At 40.7% G+C, this 23,087-nt stretch carries 18 protein-coding genes and 1 other RNA gene; 15 read left to right on the top strand and 4 right to left on the bottom strand.

Features of this window, described 5'->3' with window-relative positions:
* Positions 1 to 152: 152 nt before the first annotated feature.
* Positions 153 to 1,751: a peptide chain release factor 3 gene (locus KH400_RS20360; RefSeq protein WP_217227775.1), complete on the bottom strand. Its 1,599-nt coding sequence runs from the start codon at positions 1,749 to 1,751 to the stop codon at positions 153 to 155.
* Positions 1,752 to 1,995: 244 nt separating this feature from the next.
* On the opposite strand from KH400_RS20360, the gene KH400_RS20355 reads away from it, so the two are divergent.
* From KH400_RS20355 to fabF, 6 genes are all read left to right on the top strand, one after another.
* Positions 1,996 to 2,970, top strand: a complete 975-nt coding sequence (locus KH400_RS20355) for a BMP family ABC transporter substrate-binding protein (RefSeq protein WP_312889305.1) — start codon at positions 1,996 to 1,998, stop codon at positions 2,968 to 2,970.
* Between the two features lie 131 nt (positions 2,971 to 3,101).
* Positions 3,102 to 3,287 carry a ComZ family protein gene (locus tag KH400_RS20350; protein ID WP_217227777.1) on the top strand — a complete coding sequence of 62 codons (186 nt, stop codon included), beginning with the start codon at positions 3,102 to 3,104 and terminating at the stop codon, positions 3,285 to 3,287.
* Positions 3,288 to 3,387: 100 nt separating this feature from the next.
* Positions 3,388 to 3,708, top strand: a complete 321-nt coding sequence (locus KH400_RS20345; RefSeq protein ID WP_217227774.1) for a hypothetical protein — start codon at positions 3,388 to 3,390, stop codon at positions 3,706 to 3,708.
* A gap of 97 nt (positions 3,709 to 3,805) precedes the next feature.
* Positions 3,806 to 4,081, top strand: a complete 276-nt coding sequence (locus tag KH400_RS20340) for a penicillin-binding protein (RefSeq protein ID WP_217227772.1) — start codon at positions 3,806 to 3,808, stop codon at positions 4,079 to 4,081.
* Between the two features lie 297 nt (positions 4,082 to 4,378).
* On the top strand, positions 4,379 to 5,317 hold the full coding sequence (locus KH400_RS20335) for a beta-ketoacyl-ACP synthase III (protein WP_217227771.1): 939 nt from the start codon (positions 4,379 to 4,381) through the stop codon (positions 5,315 to 5,317).
* Positions 5,318 to 5,399: 82 nt separating this feature from the next.
* Positions 5,400 to 6,641 (top strand): beta-ketoacyl-ACP synthase II, encoded by a 1,242-nt coding sequence (gene fabF / locus KH400_RS20330; protein ID WP_217227770.1) that lies wholly within the window; start codon positions 5,400 to 5,402, stop codon positions 6,639 to 6,641.
* Between the two features lie 27 nt (positions 6,642 to 6,668).
* Here the strand turns inward: fabF and KH400_RS20325 are convergent, their stop codons facing one another.
* Entirely contained in the window at positions 6,669 to 7,736 is a 1,068-nt protein-coding gene (locus KH400_RS20325) for an LCP family protein (RefSeq protein ID WP_246589928.1), read from the bottom strand.
* Between the two features lie 601 nt (positions 7,737 to 8,337).
* On the opposite strand from KH400_RS20325, the gene KH400_RS20320 reads away from it, so the two are divergent.
* Entirely contained in the window at positions 8,338 to 10,212 is a 1,875-nt protein-coding gene (locus tag KH400_RS20320; protein ID WP_217227768.1) for an FAD-dependent oxidoreductase, read from the top strand.
* Between the two features lie 249 nt (positions 10,213 to 10,461).
* Positions 10,462 to 11,745 carry an acetyl-CoA hydrolase/transferase family protein gene (locus KH400_RS20315; protein ID WP_217227767.1) on the top strand — a complete coding sequence of 428 codons (1,284 nt, stop codon included), beginning with the start codon at positions 10,462 to 10,464 and terminating at the stop codon, positions 11,743 to 11,745.
* 101 nt (positions 11,746 to 11,846) lie between these two features.
* Here the strand turns inward: KH400_RS20315 and KH400_RS20310 are convergent, their stop codons facing one another.
* Positions 11,847 to 14,441 carry a CBS domain-containing protein gene (locus KH400_RS20310; RefSeq protein WP_217227766.1) on the bottom strand — a complete coding sequence of 865 codons (2,595 nt, stop codon included), beginning with the start codon at positions 14,439 to 14,441 and terminating at the stop codon, positions 11,847 to 11,849.
* Positions 14,442 to 14,694: 253 nt separating this feature from the next.
* Here KH400_RS20310 and ffs point away from each other — a divergent pair.
* Positions 14,695 to 14,958, top strand: an RNA gene (ffs, locus tag KH400_RS20305) — signal recognition particle sRNA large type.
* A gap of 146 nt (positions 14,959 to 15,104) precedes the next feature.
* Here the strand turns inward: ffs and KH400_RS20300 are convergent.
* Positions 15,105 to 16,268, bottom strand: a complete 1,164-nt coding sequence (locus KH400_RS20300) for an acyl-CoA dehydrogenase family protein (RefSeq protein ID WP_217227764.1) — start codon at positions 16,266 to 16,268, stop codon at positions 15,105 to 15,107.
* A 204-nt stretch (positions 16,269 to 16,472) separates the two neighbouring features.
* Between KH400_RS20300 and KH400_RS20295 the strand changes: the two genes are divergently transcribed.
* The 6 genes from KH400_RS20295 to KH400_RS20270 form a co-directional block, all read left to right on the top strand.
* Positions 16,473 to 18,659, top strand: a complete 2,187-nt coding sequence (locus KH400_RS20295; protein ID WP_217227762.1) for a DNA topoisomerase III — start codon at positions 16,473 to 16,475, stop codon at positions 18,657 to 18,659.
* A gap of 149 nt (positions 18,660 to 18,808) precedes the next feature.
* The gene (locus KH400_RS20290) at positions 18,809 to 19,603 is read left to right on the top strand and encodes an IclR family transcriptional regulator (protein ID WP_217227761.1); all 795 of its coding nucleotides are present in this window, start codon (positions 18,809 to 18,811) and stop codon (positions 19,601 to 19,603) included.
* Between the two features lie 217 nt (positions 19,604 to 19,820).
* Positions 19,821 to 20,771 carry a sugar kinase gene (locus KH400_RS20285; protein ID WP_217227759.1) on the top strand — a complete coding sequence of 317 codons (951 nt, stop codon included), beginning with the start codon at positions 19,821 to 19,823 and terminating at the stop codon, positions 20,769 to 20,771.
* Positions 20,772 to 20,797: 26 nt separating this feature from the next.
* The gene (locus KH400_RS20280; protein ID WP_217227757.1) at positions 20,798 to 21,442 is read left to right on the top strand and encodes a bifunctional 4-hydroxy-2-oxoglutarate aldolase/2-dehydro-3-deoxy-phosphogluconate aldolase; all 645 of its coding nucleotides are present in this window, start codon (positions 20,798 to 20,800) and stop codon (positions 21,440 to 21,442) included.
* A gap of 27 nt (positions 21,443 to 21,469) precedes the next feature.
* Positions 21,470 to 22,519 (top strand): TRAP transporter substrate-binding protein, encoded by a 1,050-nt coding sequence (locus KH400_RS20275; protein WP_217227755.1) that lies wholly within the window; start codon positions 21,470 to 21,472, stop codon positions 22,517 to 22,519.
* 247 nt (positions 22,520 to 22,766) lie between these two features.
* A partial coding sequence (locus tag KH400_RS20270; RefSeq protein ID WP_217227753.1) for a TRAP transporter small permease occupies positions 22,767 to 23,087 on the top strand: 321 nt, incomplete at its 3' end.

The following is a 23,087-nucleotide window of genomic DNA, read 5'->3' as shown; positions in this document are numbered from 1 at the left end:
AGAATATAGAGCTAAAGCCGCTTAGGTCATTTTTATTATTTCCACTGTCTACTTGACAGGGGGCAGTTCAAAAGGTTTTTTACCTTTTTGCCCAGCCTCGATTTAACTAGTTTTGTCCCTACACCTTTTATTGTTTACTTAAAAGTTCGCCTTTAGCTAATCGGCTTTGTATATGAATTTTCATAGAATTGAATGTCGGGATACTTATCTTGCGCGGTCCGCATTTGAAATTCATTTTCAAATAAGCAGACGATGCGACCGTCACGGTCTGTGACAAGGTTTCGTTGCATCCGTTTAAACTTTTCAAGCGCCTGTTCGTCTCCTTCAATCCAACGTGCAAATGAAAACGGAAGTCTTTCTAACTGAATATCGCTTTTGTATTCATTTTTCAGACGATATTCTAACACTTCAAATTGAAGGACGCCAACAACACCGACAATTTGTTGTTCGATTGTTTTGTTATACGTTTTAAATAGCTGAATCGCACCTTCTTCAGTTAACTGTTGAACCCCTTTTTCAAACGATTTGTGTTTCATCGCGTCTTTAACCGTAATCGCAGCAAAGTGCTCTGGAGAGAAGTGTGGCATTTCATCAAATTCGAATGATCCATCCTCTACCAATGTATCACCGATTCGAAATGTTCCTGGATCATATAAACCAATAATATCACCAGCATATGCGTTCTCAATGATGTTTCGTGATTGTGCAAGAAACTGTGTCGGTTGTGCGAGCTTCATTTGTTTACCTAGCCGGACATGGTTGACACTCATCCCACGATTAAATACACCGGATGTAACCCGTAAAAATGCAATTCGATCACGGTGAGCTGGGTTCATGTTCGCTTGGATCTTAAAAATAAACCCTGAAAATTTTTCGTGGTCAAATGGATTGATCTCACCTTGGTTACTTTCTCTTGGTGTCGGAGCAGGTGCCATTTCTAGAAAGTGATCAAGAAATGTTTGTACACCGAAGTTAGAGATGGCACTTCCCCAAAAGATTGGCGTTAATTTTCCTTCTGCAATTAACTCTTCATCAAAGGAATCACCAGCTACATCTAAAAGCTCGATTTCCTCGCGAAATTGTTCAACTAATCCAGGGTCTTGGATAATTTCATCAATTAAAGGGTCATCAGGACCGTTCACATCACGGACTTCAATATCTTTTGGGTCATCAGGGTTAAAGAGCTCGATTTTCTTTCGGTGACGATCATATACACCGGAAAAATCTTGTCCCATACCGATCGGCCAGTTCATTGGATACGAGCGTATTCCAAGGACATCTTCTAGCTCTTCCATTAATTCAAACGGGTCTTTCCCTTGTCTGTCTAATTTATTCATAAAGGTAAAGATCGGTATGCCACGCATTCGACAGACCTTAAACAGTTTCTTCGTTTGGGCCTCAACACCTTTAGCAGCATCAATTAGCATCGTTGCTGAATCGGCTGCCGTTAGTGTTCGGTACGTATCCTCACTGAAATCCTCATGACCGGGGGTATCCAAAATGTTGACGTGATAACCACTATAAAGAACTTCTAATACTGAACTTGTAACAGAAATCCCCCGTTGTTTTTCGATCTCCATCCAATCACTCAAAGCATGCTTTGAATTTTTTTTCCCTTTGACCGACCCTGCTTCTCTAATGGTACCGCTATAATAGAGTAATTTTTCCGTTAGTGTTGTTTTACCCGCATCCGGGTGTGAGATGATTGCAAAGGTTCTTCTCGATTGCAATTCTTCACGATAATTTTTCATAGTACGTTCCTCTTTCTACGTGTAGTTCTTACTTTTCTATGAGATTATTCGTATATTTTCTTTTCCGATCACATACATCATCTATACGAATGATAACGAGCTAGGATAAGCGTAGTATATTTAGTATGCATTTTCAAATGTTTTTACAGTGGGCGGAGAATCCTTTTTGAATTCATACATGAAAACAAGAAAATTATGTCTATTTACGGTATAATAGTTACAGTAGTAAAGGAGTGCATTTGGAATGACAATGAATCGAGTGTTTCGTGGACTTATTCTTTCTTTTATTTTATTTATGATCACAGCATGTTCGAATTCGCAAATCGCAATGACAGACTCATCTTTACAAAAAGTAGGCTTACTGCTCGAGGATACGATTGATGATCAAGGCTGGAATAGTAAGGGGTATCAAGGGTTATTGAATATTCAATCAACCTTAGGAGTGGATGTCTATTTTAAAGAAAGTGTTAATAGTTCTGAGGGTGTAAAAACAGCTGTGGAGGAGTTTGACTCAGATGGTGTTAATTTAATTTTTGGACATGGACGTATGTTTGCGGATTTGTTCTCTGATATCCAAGGTCAATACCCTGATATTCATTTTGTTAGCTTTAATGGTTATGTTGAGGGGGAGAACATTACGAGTCTACACTTTGATGGTCATGCGATGGGTTTTTTTGGTGGCATGGTGGCTGGGAAAATGAGTGAGTCTAACAGAATTGGCGTGATCGCTGCTTTTCCGTGGCAACCTGAGGTTGGAGGCTTTATAGATGGTGTCGGCTATGAAAATAATAATGCCGAGGTTTTTGTTGAATATGTATACGATTGGGCAGATGTAGACCAAGCTTTAATTAATTATGAGCAGATGGTTAACGAAGGTGTGGATGTTTTTTATCCGGCAGGGGATGGTTTTCATGTACCTATCGTTGAAGAGGTGAAGCAAGATGGTCTTCATGTTCTTGGTTTTGTCAGTGATCAATCCGATTTAGGAGAGACAACGGTTTTGACGAGTACAGTACAGCATGTCGACGATCTTTATCAGCTGGTTGCCGAACGTTTCAATCATGGTGAACTTCAGTCAGGCAATATTTATTATGATTTTCAAGATGGTGTCATTACGTTAGGCGAGTTCAGTTCACTAGTTCCAACAGACTTTCAAGAAGAAGTGAAGGATTATGTACAAGAATATATTGAAACAAACGAACTGCCTAGCCATCATTGAATAGGCATGGCAAACAAAAATGGTTCACTCAAGAAGAGAGTATCTTTCGAGTGAAATAGTTGAAATATAGGTAAAAAATTTGTATTGTAGATAAATAGAAAAAGTGTGAAATAGAGGTGGCGAACATGGATATGGATCAAGAAATGAGTATGAAATTTATGCAAATTGCGATGAAGCATATGCCGGAAGGGAAGGCTTTCCTTGATGAAAAGGGGATTGAACTTGAAATGGAAGACCTACAGCCGATGTTAGAGTTACTAATGAAGGTGATGGCTGAGGCTTATGAACTTGGTAAAGAGAGTGCAGAGACTAAGTAGGAAACTGAAAATGGCGGCTGTCCCGTAAGTGATTAGGTGACTGTTACTTGACTTGGGACAGCCCCATTTTTTTAATTTTTCAGTAAAGGGCGTGAATGAGTTGAGTGGAACTGAAAACATCCGAAAGCTTACGGAGGAAATAAAAGCAGGATATCAATTAGTCAAAGAGAAAAAGTTTGAAGAAGCAAAACAGAAGTTAGAGCCTTATGTTCAAGTTCTTCATTCAAAAGAAAAACCAAATGTGCGTTTACTAGTCAATTATAGCATTGCGCAATTTGGTACAGGTGACTTCGAAGGTTTTTTACAAAGTTATACAGAAATAAAGGAATTAGAAGCAACCAATTGCAGTGAGGAGCAGCGTATTAAACAATTGGATAACTTTTTCCATCAAGTGATGGATCATCTATCAAAAGAAGATTGACGATCGTTTAAGACAAAGCAGGGTTGAACATGCTCAATCTAGGTGGGTGGTTCATAGGATACTAACGAAAGAAACTGACGTAAAGGAGTTTTTTGATATGAGTTATTATCCTCACCACCACCATCCTCACCACCACCCACATCAGCGGAATTTTCCTGTTCTTCCGTTCTTAGCAGGGTTGGCGGTTAGTCCATTTCTGTTTGGCGGTGTTGGAGGCTTTGGCCCAGGATTTGGCCCAGGTTACGGCCCAGGTTACGGCCCAGGCTTTGGCCCAGGTTACGGCCCAGGCTTTGGCCCAGGTTACGGTCCTGGCCCAGGCTATGGTTATGGTCCTGGCCCTGGCCCTGGCCCAGGCTTTGGCCCAATGTGGTAGAAAAGAAAAAGAAGTTCGATTGTTCATCCCTGAGAGCACCTTGCTTTCGGGGGTTTTTGCGTTTTTATTAGTGCAATGGGGAGGGAAGAAGTCCGCAAAGCAGGTGATGAAGGACTAATGAAGAAGCATATATAGGGCCATTTGGAGTACTGGAAAGAGAAGTGGTGGTGGTTTGTTTTGTTGATAGGTAGACATCAACAGGAAAATCAAGTAAAATTAGTATCAGGTCTTAATAATAACTTATAATGTTGAGGTATGAAGAGTTTGGCCCAGATTGATAAAGGGGGAAATGATTTCATGGGAAACGCAGGAATCTTAGGGATAGGCAGACATATCGCCGAAACGGTAATTACAAATAAGGATTTTGAAAAAAAGTTAGATACATCGGATGAATGGATTCGAACAAGAACTGGGATCGAAGAACGCCGGTTCGCACCTGATCACATTGACACATCTGATATGGCATACTTTGCAGCAAAGGAAGCACTAGAAGATGCGGATCTAACAGCGGAGGATATTGACTTAATTCTTGTGGCTACGGTTACACCGGATCGTCCTTTTCCATCTGTTTCAGCAGTCATTCAAGAGCGCCTGGGAGCAAAGAAAGCTGCAGCAATGGATGTTAGTGCAGCTTGTGCAGGTTTTATTTATGGCATTGCGACAGCTCAGCAATTTGTACAGACAGGGGCTTACAAGAACATTTTGGTTGTTGGGGTTGAAAAGCTTTCGAAGATTACCGATTTTACAGATCGAAATACAGCTGTATTATTTGGTGATGGAGCAGGGGCTGTTGTCGTTGGACCAGTTTCGGAGGGAAGAGGAATTCTTTCTTTTGAATTAGGTGCTGACGGTAGCGGAGCCGAGCATATTCATCAAGACAAAGAACATCTACGCATGAATGGACGCGAAGTGTTTAAATTTGCCGTTCGACAAATGGGTGAATCGGCAGTCAGTGTTTTGGATAAAGCTGGTTTAACAAAAGAAGATGTAGACTTTCTCATCCCGCACCAAGCAAATATTCGTATTATGGAAGCGGCCCGTCAACGTTTAGAGTTACCAGCCGAAAAAATGTCAACAACAGTGAGAAAGTTCGGAAATACGTCATCGTCATCAATTCCACTTGCACTGGTAGAAGAACTGAAAAATGGTAAAATAAAAGACGGAGATTTGATCGTGCTCGTTGGATTTGGTGCTGGTCTAGTATGGGGAGCTGCGGCGATACGCTGGGGACGCTAAACTGAGAACCGGACTGGGAGAAACGTACATCAATTCTACAATAGCAAACTTAACCATGAGTAAAGGAGAGAGATAAGAGCTTATGAAGCAGAAACGCGTAGTGATTACTGGCTTAGGAGCAGTGACACCATTAGGAAACGATTTAAAGACAACATGGGAAAATGCAATAGCTGGGGTTTCAGGTGTTGGAGAATTAACGAGGTGTGACCCTGAACAATTCCCAATGAAAGTAGCTGCCGAGGTTAAAGAATATGATCCAACGATTCACATGGATAGAAAAGAAGCGCGAAAAATGGATCGCTTTACTCAGTTTGCTGTGTCATCAGCTTTCATGGCTTTAAAAGATGCGAACTTAGAAATTACAGATGATTTAGCTCCTCGTGTAGGGGTTTGGATTGGGTCTGGTATTGGTGGAATGGAAACATACCAACAACAGTTCCGCACGTTTGAAAAGAAAGGGTATCGACGTGTTAGCCCATTTTTCGTACCGATGATGATTCCTGATATGGCAGCAGGACAGGTATCAATCATGACTGGTGCAAAAGGGATCAATTCTTGTTCCGTTACAGCATGTGCTTCAGGGACGAATTCGATTGGGGATGCGTTTAAAGTTATCCAACGAGGCGATGCTGACGTGATGATCACAGGTGGAGCTGAAGCGCCAATTACGGATATGGCTGTTGCTGGGTTTAGTACGGCTAAGGCGATTACAACCAATGACGATCCTCAAACGGCTTCACGTCCATTTGATGCCAATCGTGATGGATTCGTGATGGGTGAAGGAGCAGGGATACTTATTCTAGAATCACTGGAATCTGCTGAGGCACGTGGTGCTACTATTTACGCGGAGATTGTTGGGTATGGTGCAACCGGAGATGCTTATCATGTCACAGCCCCTGCACCAGAAGGAGAAGGTGGCGCTCGTGCAATGAAGCAAGCCATTGAGGATGCAGGCATCGATATCAATGAAATTGATTATTTAAATGCACACGGGACAAGTACACCTTATAATGATAAGTATGAAACGTTAGCAACTAAGAGTGTGTTTGGAGAGCATGCGAATAGATTGGCGATTAGTTCAACCAAGTCAATGACTGGCCATTTGCTTGGTGCGGCTGGAGCAGTTGAAGCCATTCTTACGACAAAAGCAATTAAAGAATCAATCGTTCCACCGACAATTAATTATGAAACGCCTGACCCAGATTGTGACCTTGACTATATTCCAAATGAGTCGCGTCAAATGGAAGTACGTGCAGCGGTAAGTAACTCATTAGGGTTTGGCGGTCATAATGCAACTCTTGTCTTCAAAGCTTATCGGTCGTAAAAAAAAAGCGCAATCTGCGCTTTTTTTTTACGTATTATCTTCAGTATCTTTTTCTTTTTCTCTTTCTTGATCATTAACAGCTGATAGCGTATCGTCTTCAATCGAAAAAAAGTCGTCTAACGCTTGTTTATTTTTTTCCAAGTCAGGTTTGAGAATTGCACCAGCATGTGCAACGCGGTCATCTACATAACCGCCATCGATTGGAATTGTTAATGTCTCAACTTCTTCGATCGGGTTTAGGAAAAAATCTCTACCTAAACTTAAAATTTTTGATCCTTGTATATTTGTATCAACATACGGGTCAATCGTGCCAACCAACTTAGGGATTCTCGTAATGCCACTAAAGCTTAATAGTTCATCCTTTAACAAATCGAGAACTTCTTGCTGTCTACGTACTCGCCCAAAGTCATTTTCACTGTCGCTTCGAAAACGGACATAGTTTAACGTTTCTTGTCCATCTAGTGTCTGTTCACCAGGTTGGAAATCTATCGTCAAATCAGCGTAAGGATCGTGATAGTACATTCGATTAGCAATATCAATGTCGATACCGCTTGGTGCAATTGTATCAACCACTTGTACAAATCCATCAAAATTTACCATCGCATAATACTCCACATCGATATTGAAATTCTCTTTAATTGTTTTACGTAACAATTCGGGTCCACCAAAGAAGAAGGAAGAGTTAATTTTATTATCTCTATAGCCCGGAATGGATACATATGTATCCCGCATAATCGAAACTAATTTTGCAATGCCTTCTTTCGGGTGATATTGTGCAACCATAATGGTATCCGTTCGCGCTTGGTTGCCTTCCTCGGCATCGACCCCTACTAATAACACATTTATATACTCATTCTCATTTTCTATATGATCTGTGTTAAATTCAATTTCGTTCGTTTCGTTGTCTTCATTGGATTTGCTTTCTCCATTAATGTTTGCAGAGCTAATTTGCTGAAGGGATTCCTTACGTCCACTGTCAAATTGATAAACGACAACCACAGCAAAAAGCATAACAGTTAAGAATGCCAATAATAGGGCTTTCTTTTTTAACCTTTTTCTCCTTTGTTTCTTCCTTTTTATGCGAGAATTTACCAAATTTCGACCCTCCCTAAACATACAAAAGTTATTATAACAGATTTCAATGAACTTTAGGGGTATATCATGATAACTTCGGTCGCTTATAAAGACATTTTTTGCATTTTTTTCTGACCGAATCCGTTATCATATCTGAGCAATAAAACAAAAGAGAAAATGTATCAATAGTATGTGACACCTTTACACTTTTTAAAAGGGAACAATGAAGCAGACTTTGTGGTGGATGAATGATCCTGACAGAAAAGGAGATATATCTTTTAATTATTTATTGTTTAAATTTTAGGCTCTGTTATCGTTGAATGTTGATATTGGGCTCATTTTATGGGAGGTATGAATGAAATCCTATGAGAAAATAAATTTTCTCCATGATTTCATTCATATCTTCCTACCTTTCAGTACCTGAAAGGCGTACGAAACTAAGGTTTCGCACGAAATGAGCCCAATATCAACGAGCATCAACACTAAGCTTTAACACAGCCAAATTTTTAAGTAGCTAAATGATCCTTTTTTTGTTACATTTTACGTATATGTGTTTGTAGTATACACGAATGGTCCTTACGATCATTCGTGACGAATCGTAGCATAAAGAAAGAGGTTAAGTATGTTTAAAAAAAAGGGTATGATTGCACTCATTGCACTGTTGACGATTGGAATTGTCATGATTGGCGTCTTCAAATTAGTTGAATATATGCAGTTGCAAGATTTGGCTGGTGAACATTTTGAAGTGGCGCCTTATGAAAAACAAATGGAAGATACGGACTATGATGTCATTGTAGTCGGTGGAGAGCCAGAAGGTGTTGCAGCGGCTGTAGCTGCTGCACGTAATGGGGCAAAAACATTATTAATTGAACAACGAGATGGGCTTGGGGGCTTGTTTACCTATGGTATGTTAAACTTTTTGGATTATGATCAAGACCTTAATGGAGATATTGCAAATGCTGGAATCTTTGCAGAATGGCATCAATTGGTTGGTGGACGTGTGACCTTCGATATTGAAAAGGGAAAAGAAGCATTTCTATATTTGGTGCAAAATGAACCGAATCTAACCTTATCATTAGAAACTGAACTTCATGAGGTTATTGTTACGGATGAAAAGGTTACAGCGGTTACTGTAGAGGATGAACATGGTGAACATACATATAGTGGTGAATATTTTATCGATTCGACTCAAGATGGAGATTTAGCGGCGCTAGCAGGTGCTCCATATTTTTTAGGTGGTGCCGATATTGGGCTTGCTGATCGGCAAATGGCGGTTACGCTGATGATGCATTTTGAAAATGTCAATTGGAATAAAGTCTTACTAGCCACAGTTACAAATCAGTTTGGGCCCTCGCGAGGTGATTTTACGGCAGCTTGGGGATTTGGTGATATCCTTCATATGTATGAACCAACGCAGCCGGATACACGATTGCGGGGCTTAAATATTGCAAGGCAAAGTGATAAGTCCGTCTACATTAATGCTTTGCATATTTTTGAAACGGATGGTCTTGATGAACAGTCGAAGCAACAAGCGATTGAAAAAGGAAAAGAAGAAACGAAACATATTTTAGAGTTTTTGAGAGCTGAATTTCCTGGGTTCGAACAAGCAGAGATTGCAAGTTATCCGTCTGAATTGTATGTAAGAGAGACACGTCATTTTCTAGCGGAATATCAACTCCCGATAACAGATGTATGGGAACAAAATGACCATTGGGACCGAATCGGTTTTGGTTCGTATCCAGTCGATATTCAAGCAACATCGATCCACGATACGGGCTATGTTGTTGTCGATCCGATACAATACGCGATTCCATTCCGTTCGATAGTTCCTTTAGAGGTCGACCAATTATTAATAGCAAGTAAAGCTTCTGGATATTCTTCATTAGCCGCAGGTAGTGCACGGATTGTACCGACAGGGATGACAGCAGGTCAAGCAGCGGGAACAGCGGCAGCGTTATCCCTAGAGGGTAATTCGACGTTCCGTGAGTTAGCTGCAGATGAAGGATTCATGAAAGAGTTGCAACAAACACTTGTTGACCAGGGTGCCTTATTATATGAATTTGATTTGGACTTTCCATATGAAGGCGAGTGGTACTATCCAGCGATTCAACAGTTGTTAACGTACGGATTACTATCAGGAGGTCATGAAAATGATTTTCAAGTAAACGAAGAAATGAATGAAATGGCGTTTTTGAATTTATTAACAAATGGAATCATGCGTATGGACGAGCAAACATACGAACAACAAAAGGATCGGATTGTCGAGGTGCGTTACCAAGCAGATCAGACAACAACGCTAACCAAAGATCGAGTCGCATATTTTATAATGAATGCATTTGATATTGATGGTGTTGATCAATCATGGACAGAGCTTGAGCAAATAGGAATTGTCGATGACGTTTTAACTGAACACATGCAATCAGATCAACGATTGTTACGAGCAGAAGCATACCATCTCGTGGCAAATACGTTGGATTATCTTGTCAACCGTAATTAAATAACTAGAAAATGGCTGTCTCTGAAGTTCTCACCTTGATTTGTATGAAAGGTGACTGTTCTTGGCTTTAGGACAGCCAATTTTTGTTTCATCTAGAACTGGATACACAAAAAAATTGTAAACTATTCCACTGTTCTTAATTTTTCATAATCGTTTAAATTTGTTTTCATACTAAAAAAGATACGTTATGATGATACACTAGGAGAGGATTATTAATGTCGTAACAACTACGATATGCAGGAGGACATTATGAGTGTTTACGAAAAATATAAAGATAAATTAAAAAACAGCAGTTTGGAAGCGGTTCACGTAGTTGAAGCTGGGGATGACATCATTGTACCATTAGCGCTAGGTGAACCACCTTCATTAATAAAGGCATTAACGCATCATGAAGGTTTAAAAGGAAACCGCTTATTCCAAATGCTATCCTTACATCCAGTCATTGAAGTGGACCCTGAGAAGATCAAGGTTATATCGATGTTTTTGAATAAAGATGAACGCCGTGCTTTCTCTACGAATGAAATTGATCTACTACCCAACCATTTTTCCGACCTGCCAAGCATTTTGCGTTTGGCGACGAAAAATCGAGTACTAATGGCAACGGTTTCGCCGATGGATGAAAATGGCTATTTTTCGCTTGGGACAAACTGTGATTATATTGCTCCACTTCTAGATGAAGCGAAAACGATTATCCTTGAAGTCAATGAATATATGCCACGTACGTATGGTACGAATCAAGTTCATATTAATGATGTCACGTCGATTGTTGAACACCATGCACCACTGGTGGAAACGCCAGAAGTTCCAGTACGAGAGGAAGATCGAATCATCGGTAAATCAATTGCTGGTTTAATCAATGACGGAGATACATTACAAATTGGTTTTGGCGCGATCCCAAATGCGATCATGGACTATTTAAAGGATCACCGTGACTTGGGCATTTATACAGAGATGATTCCTGATAAAGTCGTTGATTTATATGAGAGTGGGGCGATCAGTAACAAGTCAAATCCGCTAGCACTGGGGAGAACAACGGCAACCTTTGCGTTTGGTACGAAACGGCTTTATGATTTTATGCATGAAAATAAAGATTTCTGTATGTTACCTGTCGATGAAACGAATGATGTTCATAACATTGCAAAAATTGATGACATCGTTACGATTAATGCAACTGTTGAAGTTGACTTTCTAGGTCAATGTAATTCTGAAACGATTGCTGGTCGTTATTACTCATCGACAGGTGGACAAGCTGATTTTGGGATCGGTGCTCGGATGTCGAAGCGTGGAAAAGGAATTATTTGCTTGCACTCAACAGCCAAAGAAGGTACGGTTTCAAAGATTGTACCGACACTTGCTGAAGGGTCTGTTGTGACAACGTCAAAAAATGATGTAGATTATGTTGTGACTGAATATGGGGTTGCTCAACTTCGCGGTAAAACGATTCGTGAAAGAACAGAGGCATTGATCGGCATTGCTCATCCGAAATTTAGAGAAGAGCTTCGTTCGAAAGCAAAAGAGCTTGGATATTTATAAATTAGGAAGAACCACGTGCTCACAGATTTCTAGCACGTGGTTTTTATTTCAACAAAATGTTATTTGGTCGTACAATAATCGTGGTTGTAGGGCTGGTATAATTAACTTGTAAAGCGGTGGAGATGCTCATGTAGCCATTGGATCGCATCGTTTTTTGTTGAAATTTGATTTTGTAAGTATGCCACTTCGACGGCGAGTAAGATCTTAGAAAAGATCGGCCCAGGCTGTATACCGGCTTGTTTTAAGTCAGTGCCCGTTAGTAAGGGAGAGAAGTCGTTCCATTTTTTGACGTATGTGATAATTAGGTCGTGAACGTCTGAATTTTCTTCTTTAGCAGCAATAAATAGGATAGCTTCATCGTGAAAATGTTTAAAAAGATAGTGTAAGTTAGCAAGAGTGAATGCCCCTTTAGCTTTTTCTTCATCAAAATGGACAATTTGTTTGATCAACTCTTGATGTTTACGGTGCATCGCATAAGCGGCTACTTTATGTTCCCAACCCTCATGCCCATAAAAAAGACTAATAAAATAACAGAACCAAAGCTCACTCGTTTTTCCTTCTTCATGCTGTGGTTTAAGATTCTTGCACTGATTCTTGGATGTCTTTTGAATCTGTTTTGCTAGCGTAAGTGTATGATTTAAAACGAGGTTTTGGCCGATCAAATGATCCCAAAATCCAATGACTCGCAGGCGCTCAATCGCTGTAATAGGTTCATTTTCGGTAAGCAATGATTTTAATTCGTGAATCACTCGCTGTTTAGATAGTAATGCTACTTGATCAACTGACGTCTCGGCAAGCTCAAATGTGTGTTGATCCATTTCGAAGCCGAATCGGAGTTCAAACCGGACCGCACGCAAAATCCGAGTTGGGTCTTCAACAAAGCTTAGGTTATGTAAGACGCGAATACGCTTTTCTGTTAGATCATCGATCCCATTAAAATAATCTAGAACGTCACCAAAGGAATGTTCATTTAATTGAATCGCCATAGCATTGATCGAAAAGTCACGACGATATAAATCTTGTTTGATGCTTGAGCGTTCGACGGTTGGTAAGGCTGCTGGGTGCTCATAATATTCAATCCTTGATGAGGTGACATCAACCTTTACCCCAGATGGACTGGTCCATGTAGCTGTGCCAAAGTTTTGATGTGCTTTGATGGTCCCCCCATAACGCTCCTGTAACGCTTCAGCAAATTCAATTCCGTTGCCGTCTACTACAATATCAATATCCTCATTATTCAATCCAAGCAGTAAATCACGAACAATTCCACCAATGAGATAAGCATCTACATCGTTTTTGTCAGCTGTTTTACCGATGCATTGTAATAAATAAATGGTGGCAGAAGGTAATTGTTTTTCAATCTGTTTGTTCACATTTTCGACCGCTAGTGATTGTTCATTCGTGTGAGTTGTTTGATTATGGAGAACTTCGATGACATTGGTTCTTGAAACGATCCCAACAATTTTTCCATCATTAGTGACAGGTAAACGGCCGACATTGTGTTTGATCATAATTTTTTGAATTTCTTCTAGTGATGTTGTGCTCGTAATGGAAATCGGTGATGTACTCATATAAGCTTTTACAGGTGCATGACCAAGCCCGTGGTGAGTCGCTTTATCTAAGTCACGGCGTGAAATAATTCCTGCTAATTGCTCATCATCAACAATTGGAAAACCGGTGTGCCCGTAGCGTATCATTCGTTCTGCAGCCTCATCGATCGTTGTCTCTGGTGAAAGGACCTTCACTGGACTTGACATCATTTCTTTTGCTGTAATCGCAGGACGTATCGAATCGGTTAGTTTTGTTTTGACTTGCTCATAGATGTCACTGATGTTTCCAGTTTTAATGGTGGCTGAAGCAGCTTGCGCATGGCCCCCTCCTCCAAGACTTTTAATAATAGGGAGCACATGTATACGTTCAGTGCTGGATCGTGCGACGACGTAGATACGTTTTTGCATCGCTACTATCGTAAATACAGCATCAGCGCCTGATGTCTCCATTAATTTCCGCGTTAATGTTGCAAGTCCCCCTTGGAATTTACTATGCTCGTACCAGCTGATCAGGAAAGTTAGACCATCGTGTGAATATTCTTGGGAGTTAATAAGTAATGAGTTAAAAATGTCTTGCTGTTGATCAAACAACATTTGGTCAGAAAAGCGATTAATGAGCTCAAGGTTCATTCCATTTTTAAGTAAGAAACTAGCTGCATTTAAGTCACGAGCTGTTGTATTCGTATAGGAAAACGAACCGGTATCCGTATATAAGCCAAGGCCGAAAACGGTCGCTTCAAATGAAGTAATCGGGATATTGTTCGCAATGATTTCTTCAATTAAGAGAGTAACTGTTGCACCGACTGCTTCGATTTTTGCATCAGTCGGCTCGATGTCATCTTCCTTAGGTGGATGGTGATCAAATATCGTCACGGTTGTCTGTTCGAGGTTAACCTTCTCCATGAACGGCCCAACTCGTTTGGCATTTGCGACATCGACCAAAATAAGGTGACGAACGTCACTCCAATCGATCTGTTTTGCATCTGATAGTTCAATACTGTCACGGTATAAGGCTAGAAATTGTTTGACAGCAGCATTTTGTTTATCCGTGATAACAAGTTTCGCTTCGGGATACAGCTTTTTTGCTGCGAGCATCGAGGCAAAACCATCAAAGTCAAGTGTTAGGTGTGAGAGAATAACTTGCAAAAAAAGACCTCCTCAATTATATCAGCATTTGTATCTATTGTATTTCTATCGCTTTCTTTCTATTGTAGCGATCATTTTTAGTGGATGGAAGATATTGTTTTTATCATCACTTATAGTTCACTGCTTATGAAGACATGTTAGATGACAAGAATTGAGTGGTTTTCCAGTGCTTACATGTTGAAGTTTCTTAAGAAAGCATGTATAGTTAGTATTGTACTGCTGATGCAGTCATACTCATTCAAGTAACTAGTTGCTTTACTAAGTGGGGAGGTAGCGGTGCCCTGTACTTGCAACCCGCTAGAGCGAGACTGAATTCCTGTTTGAGGCTGGGTAATGGTAAGACGCCTCGTGTAAGTAGTGTTGACATTTAGGTCCTACGCAACAAAAACCTATAAATTCTGTCAGGTCCGGAAGGAAGCAGCAGTAAGTAGACTTTTTTGTGTGCCGTAGGGGTACCGAAATCGAGCAAACTGCATGAGAAACGATTACGATTATGCTGTCGAGAAGAGGTGTAGAGCAATTGTTATTGATAGAAAAAACTCACTCGTTTTGCGAGTGAGTTTTTTTGCTCTATGGATTAGTAGTCACTTCTATTCATCTGTATTAGAGGTGCACAAATGACTCATAAGTTTACGTGTTCATTGTTCATTACACCGTAAATGTTTACAGGAAATCTCCTAATTTGACATGACCTTTAAGTAAATTTCTAGCAATGATCATTCGTTGAATTTCATCCGTACCATCATAGATTCTCCAAAGTCTTGCTTCTCGGTACCATCGTTCAATTGGCATTTCTTTTGTATAGCCCATACCACCATGGATTTGCAGGACACGATCGATCACACGGTTGCCCATGTTGGCACCATATAGCTTTGCAATCGAAGCGAGATGGCGGTTGTCTTCGCCTCGGTCTAATGTATAGGCTGCGTTAAAGACAAGCCATTTTGCGGCTTCAATCTCGACAGCTGAATCAGCAATTTGCCACTGAATGGCCTGTCTTTCAGCGATCGGTTTACCGAATGTAATGCGCTCTTTTGCATAATCAATGGCCATTTGTAGTAACCGTTCTGACGCTCCAACGGCTCGAGCACCGACAATCCAACGAGCGAAGCCGATCCACTCTAACCCTAGTTTGTACCCGCCATTCAATTCCCCAAGAATATTCTCTTCTGGGACTCGGACATTATCAAAGATTAGTGACGCAGGGCCCCAATCTCCCATCGTATCAATGTAGTGTGATTCCCACCCCATATCACGATCAACTAAAAAGCATGTAACCCCTTCTGGACCTTTTTCTTTATCAGTAACTGCCATAACCATAACGAAATCGGCTTCGTTACCACCAGTAATAAAGGTTTTCTCCCCGTTTAAAACGTAATGATCACCATCTTTGACTGCAGTCATTTTAATACGTCTTGTATCAGAACCAGCATCAGGTTCTGTCATCGCAAAACATGACTTTTTCTCACCGCTAATCGTCGGAAGTAAGTAGCGTTCTTTTTGTTCATCATTACAATAGTAAAGGATGTTATCGGCATAGCCACCAAAGCTAAATGGGACGAAGGTTTTGCTCGTTTCCATTGTTACGAGGGCTAACATCATTTGTCCGAGATCGGCGCCACCATATTCTTCTGGTGTGTTAATTCCCCAAAAACCAAAATCTGCTGCCTTTTGGCGCAGTTGCTTAATCTTTTCTGCTGAGATCGATGGCTTGCCTTCACGTTCATTTCGTAACACTTCTGGTTCTAACGGCATTAATTCTTTTTCGACGAATTGGCGAATTGTTTTTTGTACCATTTTTTGTTCATCAGTTAAACGTAATTCCATATGAAAAACTCCCCTCACTTTAATACTGACCGGTTGGTATCCTTAAGGTGTACTTACCACCCAGTATATTTATAGATTCGCGATTCATTCCTATAAACCTTCAAAAAATTCAGAAATTATTACTGTGATATTTTTTAGGATGTGATTAGTGAAAGAAATGAAGTATAATCATAGCAACGTAGCAAAGAAGTGAGGGGGTTATCTATGAAAGTTATTATCGCCGAAAAACCTGACCAAGGTGCGAAGCTAGCTGCACCTTATCGACATAAAAAGAAGCAAGGGTATATTGAAATTGAAGCAAATGAAACATTTCCAACTGGGGCATTGCTTACGTGGGCAGTGGGCCATTTATGTGAATTGAAAGCTCCCGAACACTATGATTCGAAGTGGAAAAAATGGTCGCTTGAAACATTGCCAATCATTCCTGAAAGATTTCATCATCAAGTGATGAAATCAAAATGGAAACAATTTTCTGTGATCAAGAGTTTGTTGCAACGCGCAGAGGTGAAAGAAGTTGTCATTGCTAGTGATGCAGGACGGGAAGGTGAATTGATTGTCCGAGTGATTTTATCACTTTGCCGGGTTCAACAGCCGATCAAACGGCTCTGGATTTCATCGTTAACGAAAAAAGCGGTTGAAAATGGATTTGCTAACTTGTTAGATGAATCACAAACGAGGGCACTTTACTATGAAGCGTTGAGTCGAAGCTGTGCAGATTGGTTAGTAGGAATGAATGCATCGAGAGCGTATACGTTATTATTGCAGCAACAGGGACTGTCTGAAGTTTTTTCAACAGGACGAGTGCAGACACCAACATTAGCTTTGATCGTACAACAGGAGAGGGACATTGAGCGCTTTAGATCTGAGCCTTTTTGGGAAGTCACTGCACGCTTTCAGGTTGAAGGTAATACTTACCTTGGTAAATGGCATAAAGATGGTGATACCCGTTTAAAGCAGCAAAAGCAAGCGGAAGCAGTTACCGCGTTTTGTAAAGGGAAGCAAGCTGAAATTACTGAGGTAAAAAAAGAACGTAAAGAGTTTAAACCCCCGCTATTGTTTAACCTTTCATCCTTACAAGCCGTAGCGAACAAGCGCTATAAGTATTCACCTAAAAAAACATTAGATATTGCGCAAAAACTCTACCTAAAAGGGGTCATTTCTTATCCGAGAACAGATGCTAGTGTCGTAACAAAGGGCGAAGCCGTAACGTTTCCTGATATTTGTAAGAAGTTAGGCTCTTATCTTGACTACAAGCGATTCGTTCCAGTGCCGAACCGATCCATTCTTCACAATAAACGGTTTGTAAATGAAAAAAAAGTAACGGACCACTACGCAATCATCCCGACAGAACAAGTACCAAATCTTGAAAAATTAACTGAGGAAGAGCGGAAGATCTATGACCTAATTGTCCGACGCCTTTTAGCCGCACATTATCCATCCGCGGTCTTTGATTATACAACGATTCATACTCTTGTCGGTGAACGTGCAGCCTTTTTGTCTAAAGGGAAAGCTGTCGTCGACCAGGGATGGCGCGAAGTCATCTATGGAGATCACTCATCAATAGAAGATCAGGATGAACCGATATTGCCACAAGTTTCAAAAGGGATGAACGGAGATGTGGTTGAAGTAGAAACGATCGAAGGGAAAACGAAGCCGCCGAAGCGTTTTACAGAAGGGGAACTGATTACGTTAATGAAAACGGCTGGTAAGACGCTTGATGATGGTGAGCTTGAAAAAGTGCTACGTAAGACAGAGGGGCTAGGTACGGAAGCGACTAGGGCAGGGATTATCGGTATTTTAAAAGACCGTTCTTATATTACCATTCAAAAAAACCAAGTCTATGCAACAGCGAAAGGTAAGGTGTTGATTGAGGCTCTTGGAGAAAGTGTTCTAGCTTCACCAGAAATGACAGCTAAGTGGGAACAGCGCCTTTATGACATCGGTCAGGGAGCGGCCTCACCGCAAGCATTTATGGAGCAGTCGAAAAAGTTATCTGTTCATTTGATTGATGAAGCAACGAAACAGTCAAAGCAATGGTCCTTTGACGCTGAAACAATAGCAGAGTTAAAAACAACGGTGGGTAGTAATAAATCACGTCGTGGGACGAAACGAGCTTCTACTGTTGTTGGGGCTTGCCGAAAATGTAATGGAAAAGTAGTTGACCGTAAGACGTTTTATGGGTGCTCTAATTACACGAAGACAAAATGCGATTTTACCCTTTCTAAAAAAATACTCGGGAAGACGATCTCCCAGGCAAATATAAAAAAACTATTAAAAGATGGCGAAACGAATTTGATCAAAGGGTTTAAAAAAGGGGATAAACGCTTTGATGCCAGTCTGCGTTGGGAGGAGTCAAAGCAGACAACGGAATTTGTTTTTCAAAAAAAATAGAGGCTGGGACCAAAAGGTTGTTTTTTATCTTTGGTCCCAGCCTCGAAAACTAGTTTTGTCACCGCCTTTTTCATTCTTTTTGAAAGCGCTCTATTGAAAAAATAATAGATCTAGCTTATGATATGAAAATAATAAGAGGAGGGGAAGTTATGACATACGTTCAGTCTGTCGACCGAGCATTAGCCATATTGGAACGGTTAGCTGATGAACCTAAAGGTTTAGGCATTACGGATATCGCAAAACAATTGCACTTACCGAAGAGTACGACACATCGATTACTATTATCTTTAATGAATCGTAATTTCGTTGTTCAGGATGAGGAAACGGGCTATTACTCTTTAGGAATGAAAGTGATTTCATTGACAAGTTCATTACTAGATTCACTAGATATTCGCCGTGTTGCACGTAAACCATTGGAGGATTTATCGCAAAAAAGTAATGAAGTCGTCCACCTTTGTGTTGAACATGAGGGCGAGGTCATGTATTTGGATAAGGTTGAGAGCAGAGAGCAAACGATACGAATGCATTCCAAGATTGGTAACCGAGTGATGATGCATTGTACAGGGGTTGGAAAAGTACTTTTGACCGCGAAAAAAAGAAATGAAATCGAAGAGATTCTCACCTTGAAAGGGATGCCAGCCTTCACTGAGCATACCATTACTGAATTGGATGTTATGCATGAGCATCTGCAACAAGTGAAGAAACAAGGGTTTGCGATCGATGAAATAGAACATGAGCACGGAATCCGGTGTGTTGCCGCACCGATTTTTGATTATAAAGGTGACGTTGTTGCGGCAATTAGTGTTGCTGGCCCAGCAGAACGTGTCACTCGAGAGCGTGTTGAGTGTGAGCTAGCTGAACAATTAAGAGAAACAGCTAGAGTTATTTCTGAAAAGATGGGGTGTAAGGAGCCCTTTAAGCCATCTGTAACTGATGTATTTTGACCTGATTTTTCTAGAAAAATTTTTGTAGTCTTTATGAATAATAGTCGTTGACTTCCTTCGACAATTATTTTAATATATTACTATATTCAATTCTTGGAACAGTATTCCACGATGTGGAACAGAAAAATGAAAAGGTTTTAATTTTTTGTTTAATAATTGGAACGCTATTCCATTATACGGAACTATATATTAGGAAGATAGGATTGGAGCGTGTGTTATGGATGTAGTTACAATGGGAGAAACGATGGTCCTTTTTACTCCTGAATCACAAGGCCCGATGCGTTATGCGCAAACGTATACGAGGAAGTTTGGCGGGGCTGAATCAAATTTTGCGATTGGACTTGCGCGCCTAGGACATGAAGCCGGTTGGATAAGCCGAGTTGGCGATGATGAACTTGGAAAAGCAATGCTATCATTTATACGTGGAGAAGGTGTCGATACTAGTAAAGTTAAAGTAGATAACACTGCGCCGACGGGTCTTTATTTTAAAGAGGTTCGTAATGTAAGCGATGTCAGAATCCAGTATTACCGCAAAGGATCGGCCGCGAGTCAAATGGATAAATTTGATATCGATGAAGAGTATATTAGTAAGGCGAGATATCTGCATATTTCTGGGATCACACCTGCATTGAGTCAGAGTTGCTATGAAATGGTGTTAGAGGCGATTTCGATTGCAAAAAAGCATGGCGTGAAAATTATCTTTGATCCGAACCTCCGTAAGAGCCTTTGGTCAGAGGAAAGAGCTAGGGAAGTATTACTAGAAATTGCTAGTCAGGTAGACATTATACTACCTGGTGTTAGTGAAGGGGAATTTATGTTTGGAGAAAAAGACCCTGAAACATTAGGGAATCTCTTTTTAGAACATGGTGCGAAACTAGTTGTCATGAAAGTAGGAGCAGCTGGAGCATACTACTTTACGGAAAATGAAAGTAAGCTTGTTGAAGGTTTTCCTGTTGAACAAGTCGTTGACCCAGTAGGAGCGGGTGATGGCTTTGCTGCTGGTTTTACATCAGGGTTATTAGATGGTCTTTCGGTTGCGAAAGCTGTTGAGCGGGGCAACGCAGTTGGTGCGATTGTTACAACAGTCAGCGGTGATGTGGAAGGGCTACCTGAGCAATCAGAAGTCATTAGGTTTATGGATAATCCAAGTGAAGATGTTACACGATAATTTTATAAAAGTGGAGGAAAATTTTGATGAGTTTATTAGACCAAATTAAAGACAATGGTGTTGTGGCAATTATTCGCGGAGGCGGCGAAGCTAGCGAAATTTTGGCGATAGCAGAGGCGCTTCGTGATGGCGGAGTGAAAACGTTAGAGATTACCGTTGAGACGCCAGGAGTTCTATCGCTGATTGAAAAGGTTAACAAAGAATTTGGTAATGATCTAATTGTAGGCGCAGGTACTGTTTTGGATCCTGAAACAGCTCGTGCTGCCATTATGTCAGGGGCAAAATTCATTTTTTCACCAACGGTTGATGCAGACACCATTCGCCTAACAAAACGCTACGGTGTGATTAGTATCCCAGGAGCGTTGACGCCAACAGAGATTTTAACTGCTTATGAAAGCGGTGCCGATGTGATTAAAGTCTTTCCAGCGAATGTATTCGGACCAAGGTATTTAAAAGATGTTCACGGGCCATTGCCTCAGGTTCCATTAATGCCAACTGGTGGCATTGATTTATCAAATGCTGGTGAATTTATTAAGGCGGGAGGTGTTGCCGTAGGGCTTGGGAGTTCATTAGTGAATACGAAAAAAACGATGAACGACGAAGCGTTATTAGATCTTAAAACGAAAGCATCACAATTTGTAGAAGAAGTAAAAAAAGCAAGAGAAAACTAATGCACTTATAAATAGGAGGTCAATAAAATGAAAAAGAAATTAACTGGATTTTTAGTTGGTTCAATGGCACTAGTATTAGCTGCATGTGGCGGTGCTGATGATGCACCAGCGACAGATGAGCCTGTAGATGAAGGCGCTGCGACAGGTGAAGTTCAAACGATTCGTGCAGGGATCGGGTTAAACAGTGAGCATCCACAGTACAAAGGGTTAGAGCGATTTGCAGAAATCGTTGAAGAAAATACAAACGGTGAACTCGTTGTTGAAACGTATCACAGTGGACAACTTGGTGATGACCGTTCCATGATGGAAGCATTACAATTAGGTTCTCAGGAAGTGACGGTTCCATCAACGGCACCAATCGCGAACTTCGTCTCTGAATTTACAATCTTTGACTTTCCGTTCTTGTTCCCAAGTAACGAAGTCGCTGACGAAGTGTTAGACGGTGAAGTTGGGCAACAGTTCCTTGACATGTTAGATGACCAAAACTTAGTTGGTTTAGCGTACTGGGAAAATGGCTTCCGTAATGTAACAAATAGTACAAGAGCGATTGAAACGTTAGAGGATTTTGATGGATTAACACTTCGTACGATGGAAAATGACCTTCACTTAGATGCGTTCCGTGCGTTAGGTGCTAACCCAACACCAATGGCATTTACTGAGTTATTTACAGCGATGCAACAAGGAACAGTTGATGGACAAGAAAATCCAAATGCAACGATCTATTTAGAAGGTTATTATGAAGTTCAAGATTATGTTTCTGACACTAGACACGTATACAGCCCATTTGTATTCTTAATGAGCAAACCATTCTTTGATTCATTATCTGAAGAACACCAACAAATCGTTCGTGATGCAGCGATTGAAGCAGGCCAATTCCAACGTGAATTAAATCGTGAAGCAAATGCAGAGTATGTGAACAACTTAGAAGAAGAAGGCATGACAGTGACACAAATCTCTGATGAAGAGCGTGAGCGTATGGTTGAAGCGGTACAACCAGCGATTGAAAAATACGCTGAGCGTATCGGTGAAGACCTAGTAAATGAAGTATACGAAGCAATTGAAGCTGCGCAAGAATAAGTAACAGTTTAGTTGAATGGGGTAGAGGGCAAGAGGACCCCGCCTGAGTTCTATTTACCTCGGGCACGATATATTGTGCCTAGTTGAGGTGAGCACACTCAGATGGGTCCCGTCCTCTTTTAATAAAAGTGACACAAAAGTGTCGATCTTCGATGTGAGTGGAAGGTAAATAGTTTTGTGTTACTTTTAAAAATAACCATAACATCACAAAGATAGAACAACATTTATTTGAGGGGGAACGGAAAAAATGAAAGCACTTAAATGGCTCGATGAGCATTTTGAAGAGTTATTTCTCGTTATCTTTTCAGCGGTGATGGTCGCTGTCATCGCCCTACAAGTCTTTATGCGTTATGTGATGGGCTCATCACTTTCATGGTCAGAAGAACTCGCAAGGTATTGTTTCATCTGGCTCGTCTATTTAGGAATTAGTTACGGTGTAAAGAAACAGCGCCATATTAAAGTCGATGTACTGTTGTTAGCGTTGAAAGATCGCGGAAAAATCATTTTGAATATCTTTGCAAACGTTTTATTCCTAGGCTTTGCGGTTTTCGTTATTATTTATGGGTAC

This window comes from Desertibacillus haloalkaliphilus, assembly GCF_019039105.1.
In the GTDB taxonomy this organism is placed as follows: domain Bacteria; phylum Bacillota; class Bacilli; order Bacillales; family KJ1-10-99; genus Desertibacillus; species Desertibacillus haloalkaliphilus.
Note: the sequence above shows the minus strand (reverse complement) of the source record. Positions and strands in the feature narration are given on the sequence as shown.

Bases quoted from the DNA above. Each gene is read 5' to 3' on its own strand.
- KH400_RS20335 (WP_217227771.1), top strand. From the start codon at position 4,379: ATGGGAAACGCAGGAATCTTAGGGATAGGCAGACATATCGCCGAAACG.
- KH400_RS20275 (WP_217227755.1), top strand. From the start codon at position 21,470: ATGAAAAAGAAATTAACTGGATTTTTAGTTGGTTCAATGGCACTAGTA.
- KH400_RS20285 (WP_217227759.1), top strand. From the start codon at position 19,821: ATGGATGTAGTTACAATGGGAGAAACGATGGTCCTTTTTACTCCTGAA.
- KH400_RS20290 (WP_217227761.1), top strand. From the start codon at position 18,809: ATGACATACGTTCAGTCTGTCGACCGAGCATTAGCCATATTGGAACGG.
- KH400_RS20300 (WP_217227764.1), bottom strand. From the start codon at position 16,268: ATGGAATTACGTTTAACTGATGAACAAAAAATGGTACAAAAAACAATT.
- KH400_RS20355 (WP_312889305.1), top strand. From the start codon at position 1,996: ATGACAATGAATCGAGTGTTTCGTGGACTTATTCTTTCTTTTATTTTA.
- KH400_RS20360 (WP_217227775.1), bottom strand. From the start codon at position 1,751: ATGAAAAATTATCGTGAAGAATTGCAATCGAGAAGAACCTTTGCAATC.
- KH400_RS20340 (WP_217227772.1), top strand. From the start codon at position 3,806: ATGAGTTATTATCCTCACCACCACCATCCTCACCACCACCCACATCAG.
- fabF (WP_217227770.1), top strand. From the start codon at position 5,400: ATGAAGCAGAAACGCGTAGTGATTACTGGCTTAGGAGCAGTGACACCA.
- KH400_RS20295 (WP_217227762.1), top strand. From the start codon at position 16,473: ATGAAAGTTATTATCGCCGAAAAACCTGACCAAGGTGCGAAGCTAGCT.
- KH400_RS20315 (WP_217227767.1), top strand. From the start codon at position 10,462: ATGAGTGTTTACGAAAAATATAAAGATAAATTAAAAAACAGCAGTTTG.
- KH400_RS20280 (WP_217227757.1), top strand. From the start codon at position 20,798: ATGAGTTTATTAGACCAAATTAAAGACAATGGTGTTGTGGCAATTATT.
- KH400_RS20350 (WP_217227777.1), top strand. From the start codon at position 3,102: ATGGATCAAGAAATGAGTATGAAATTTATGCAAATTGCGATGAAGCAT.
- KH400_RS20320 (WP_217227768.1), top strand. From the start codon at position 8,338: ATGTTTAAAAAAAAGGGTATGATTGCACTCATTGCACTGTTGACGATT.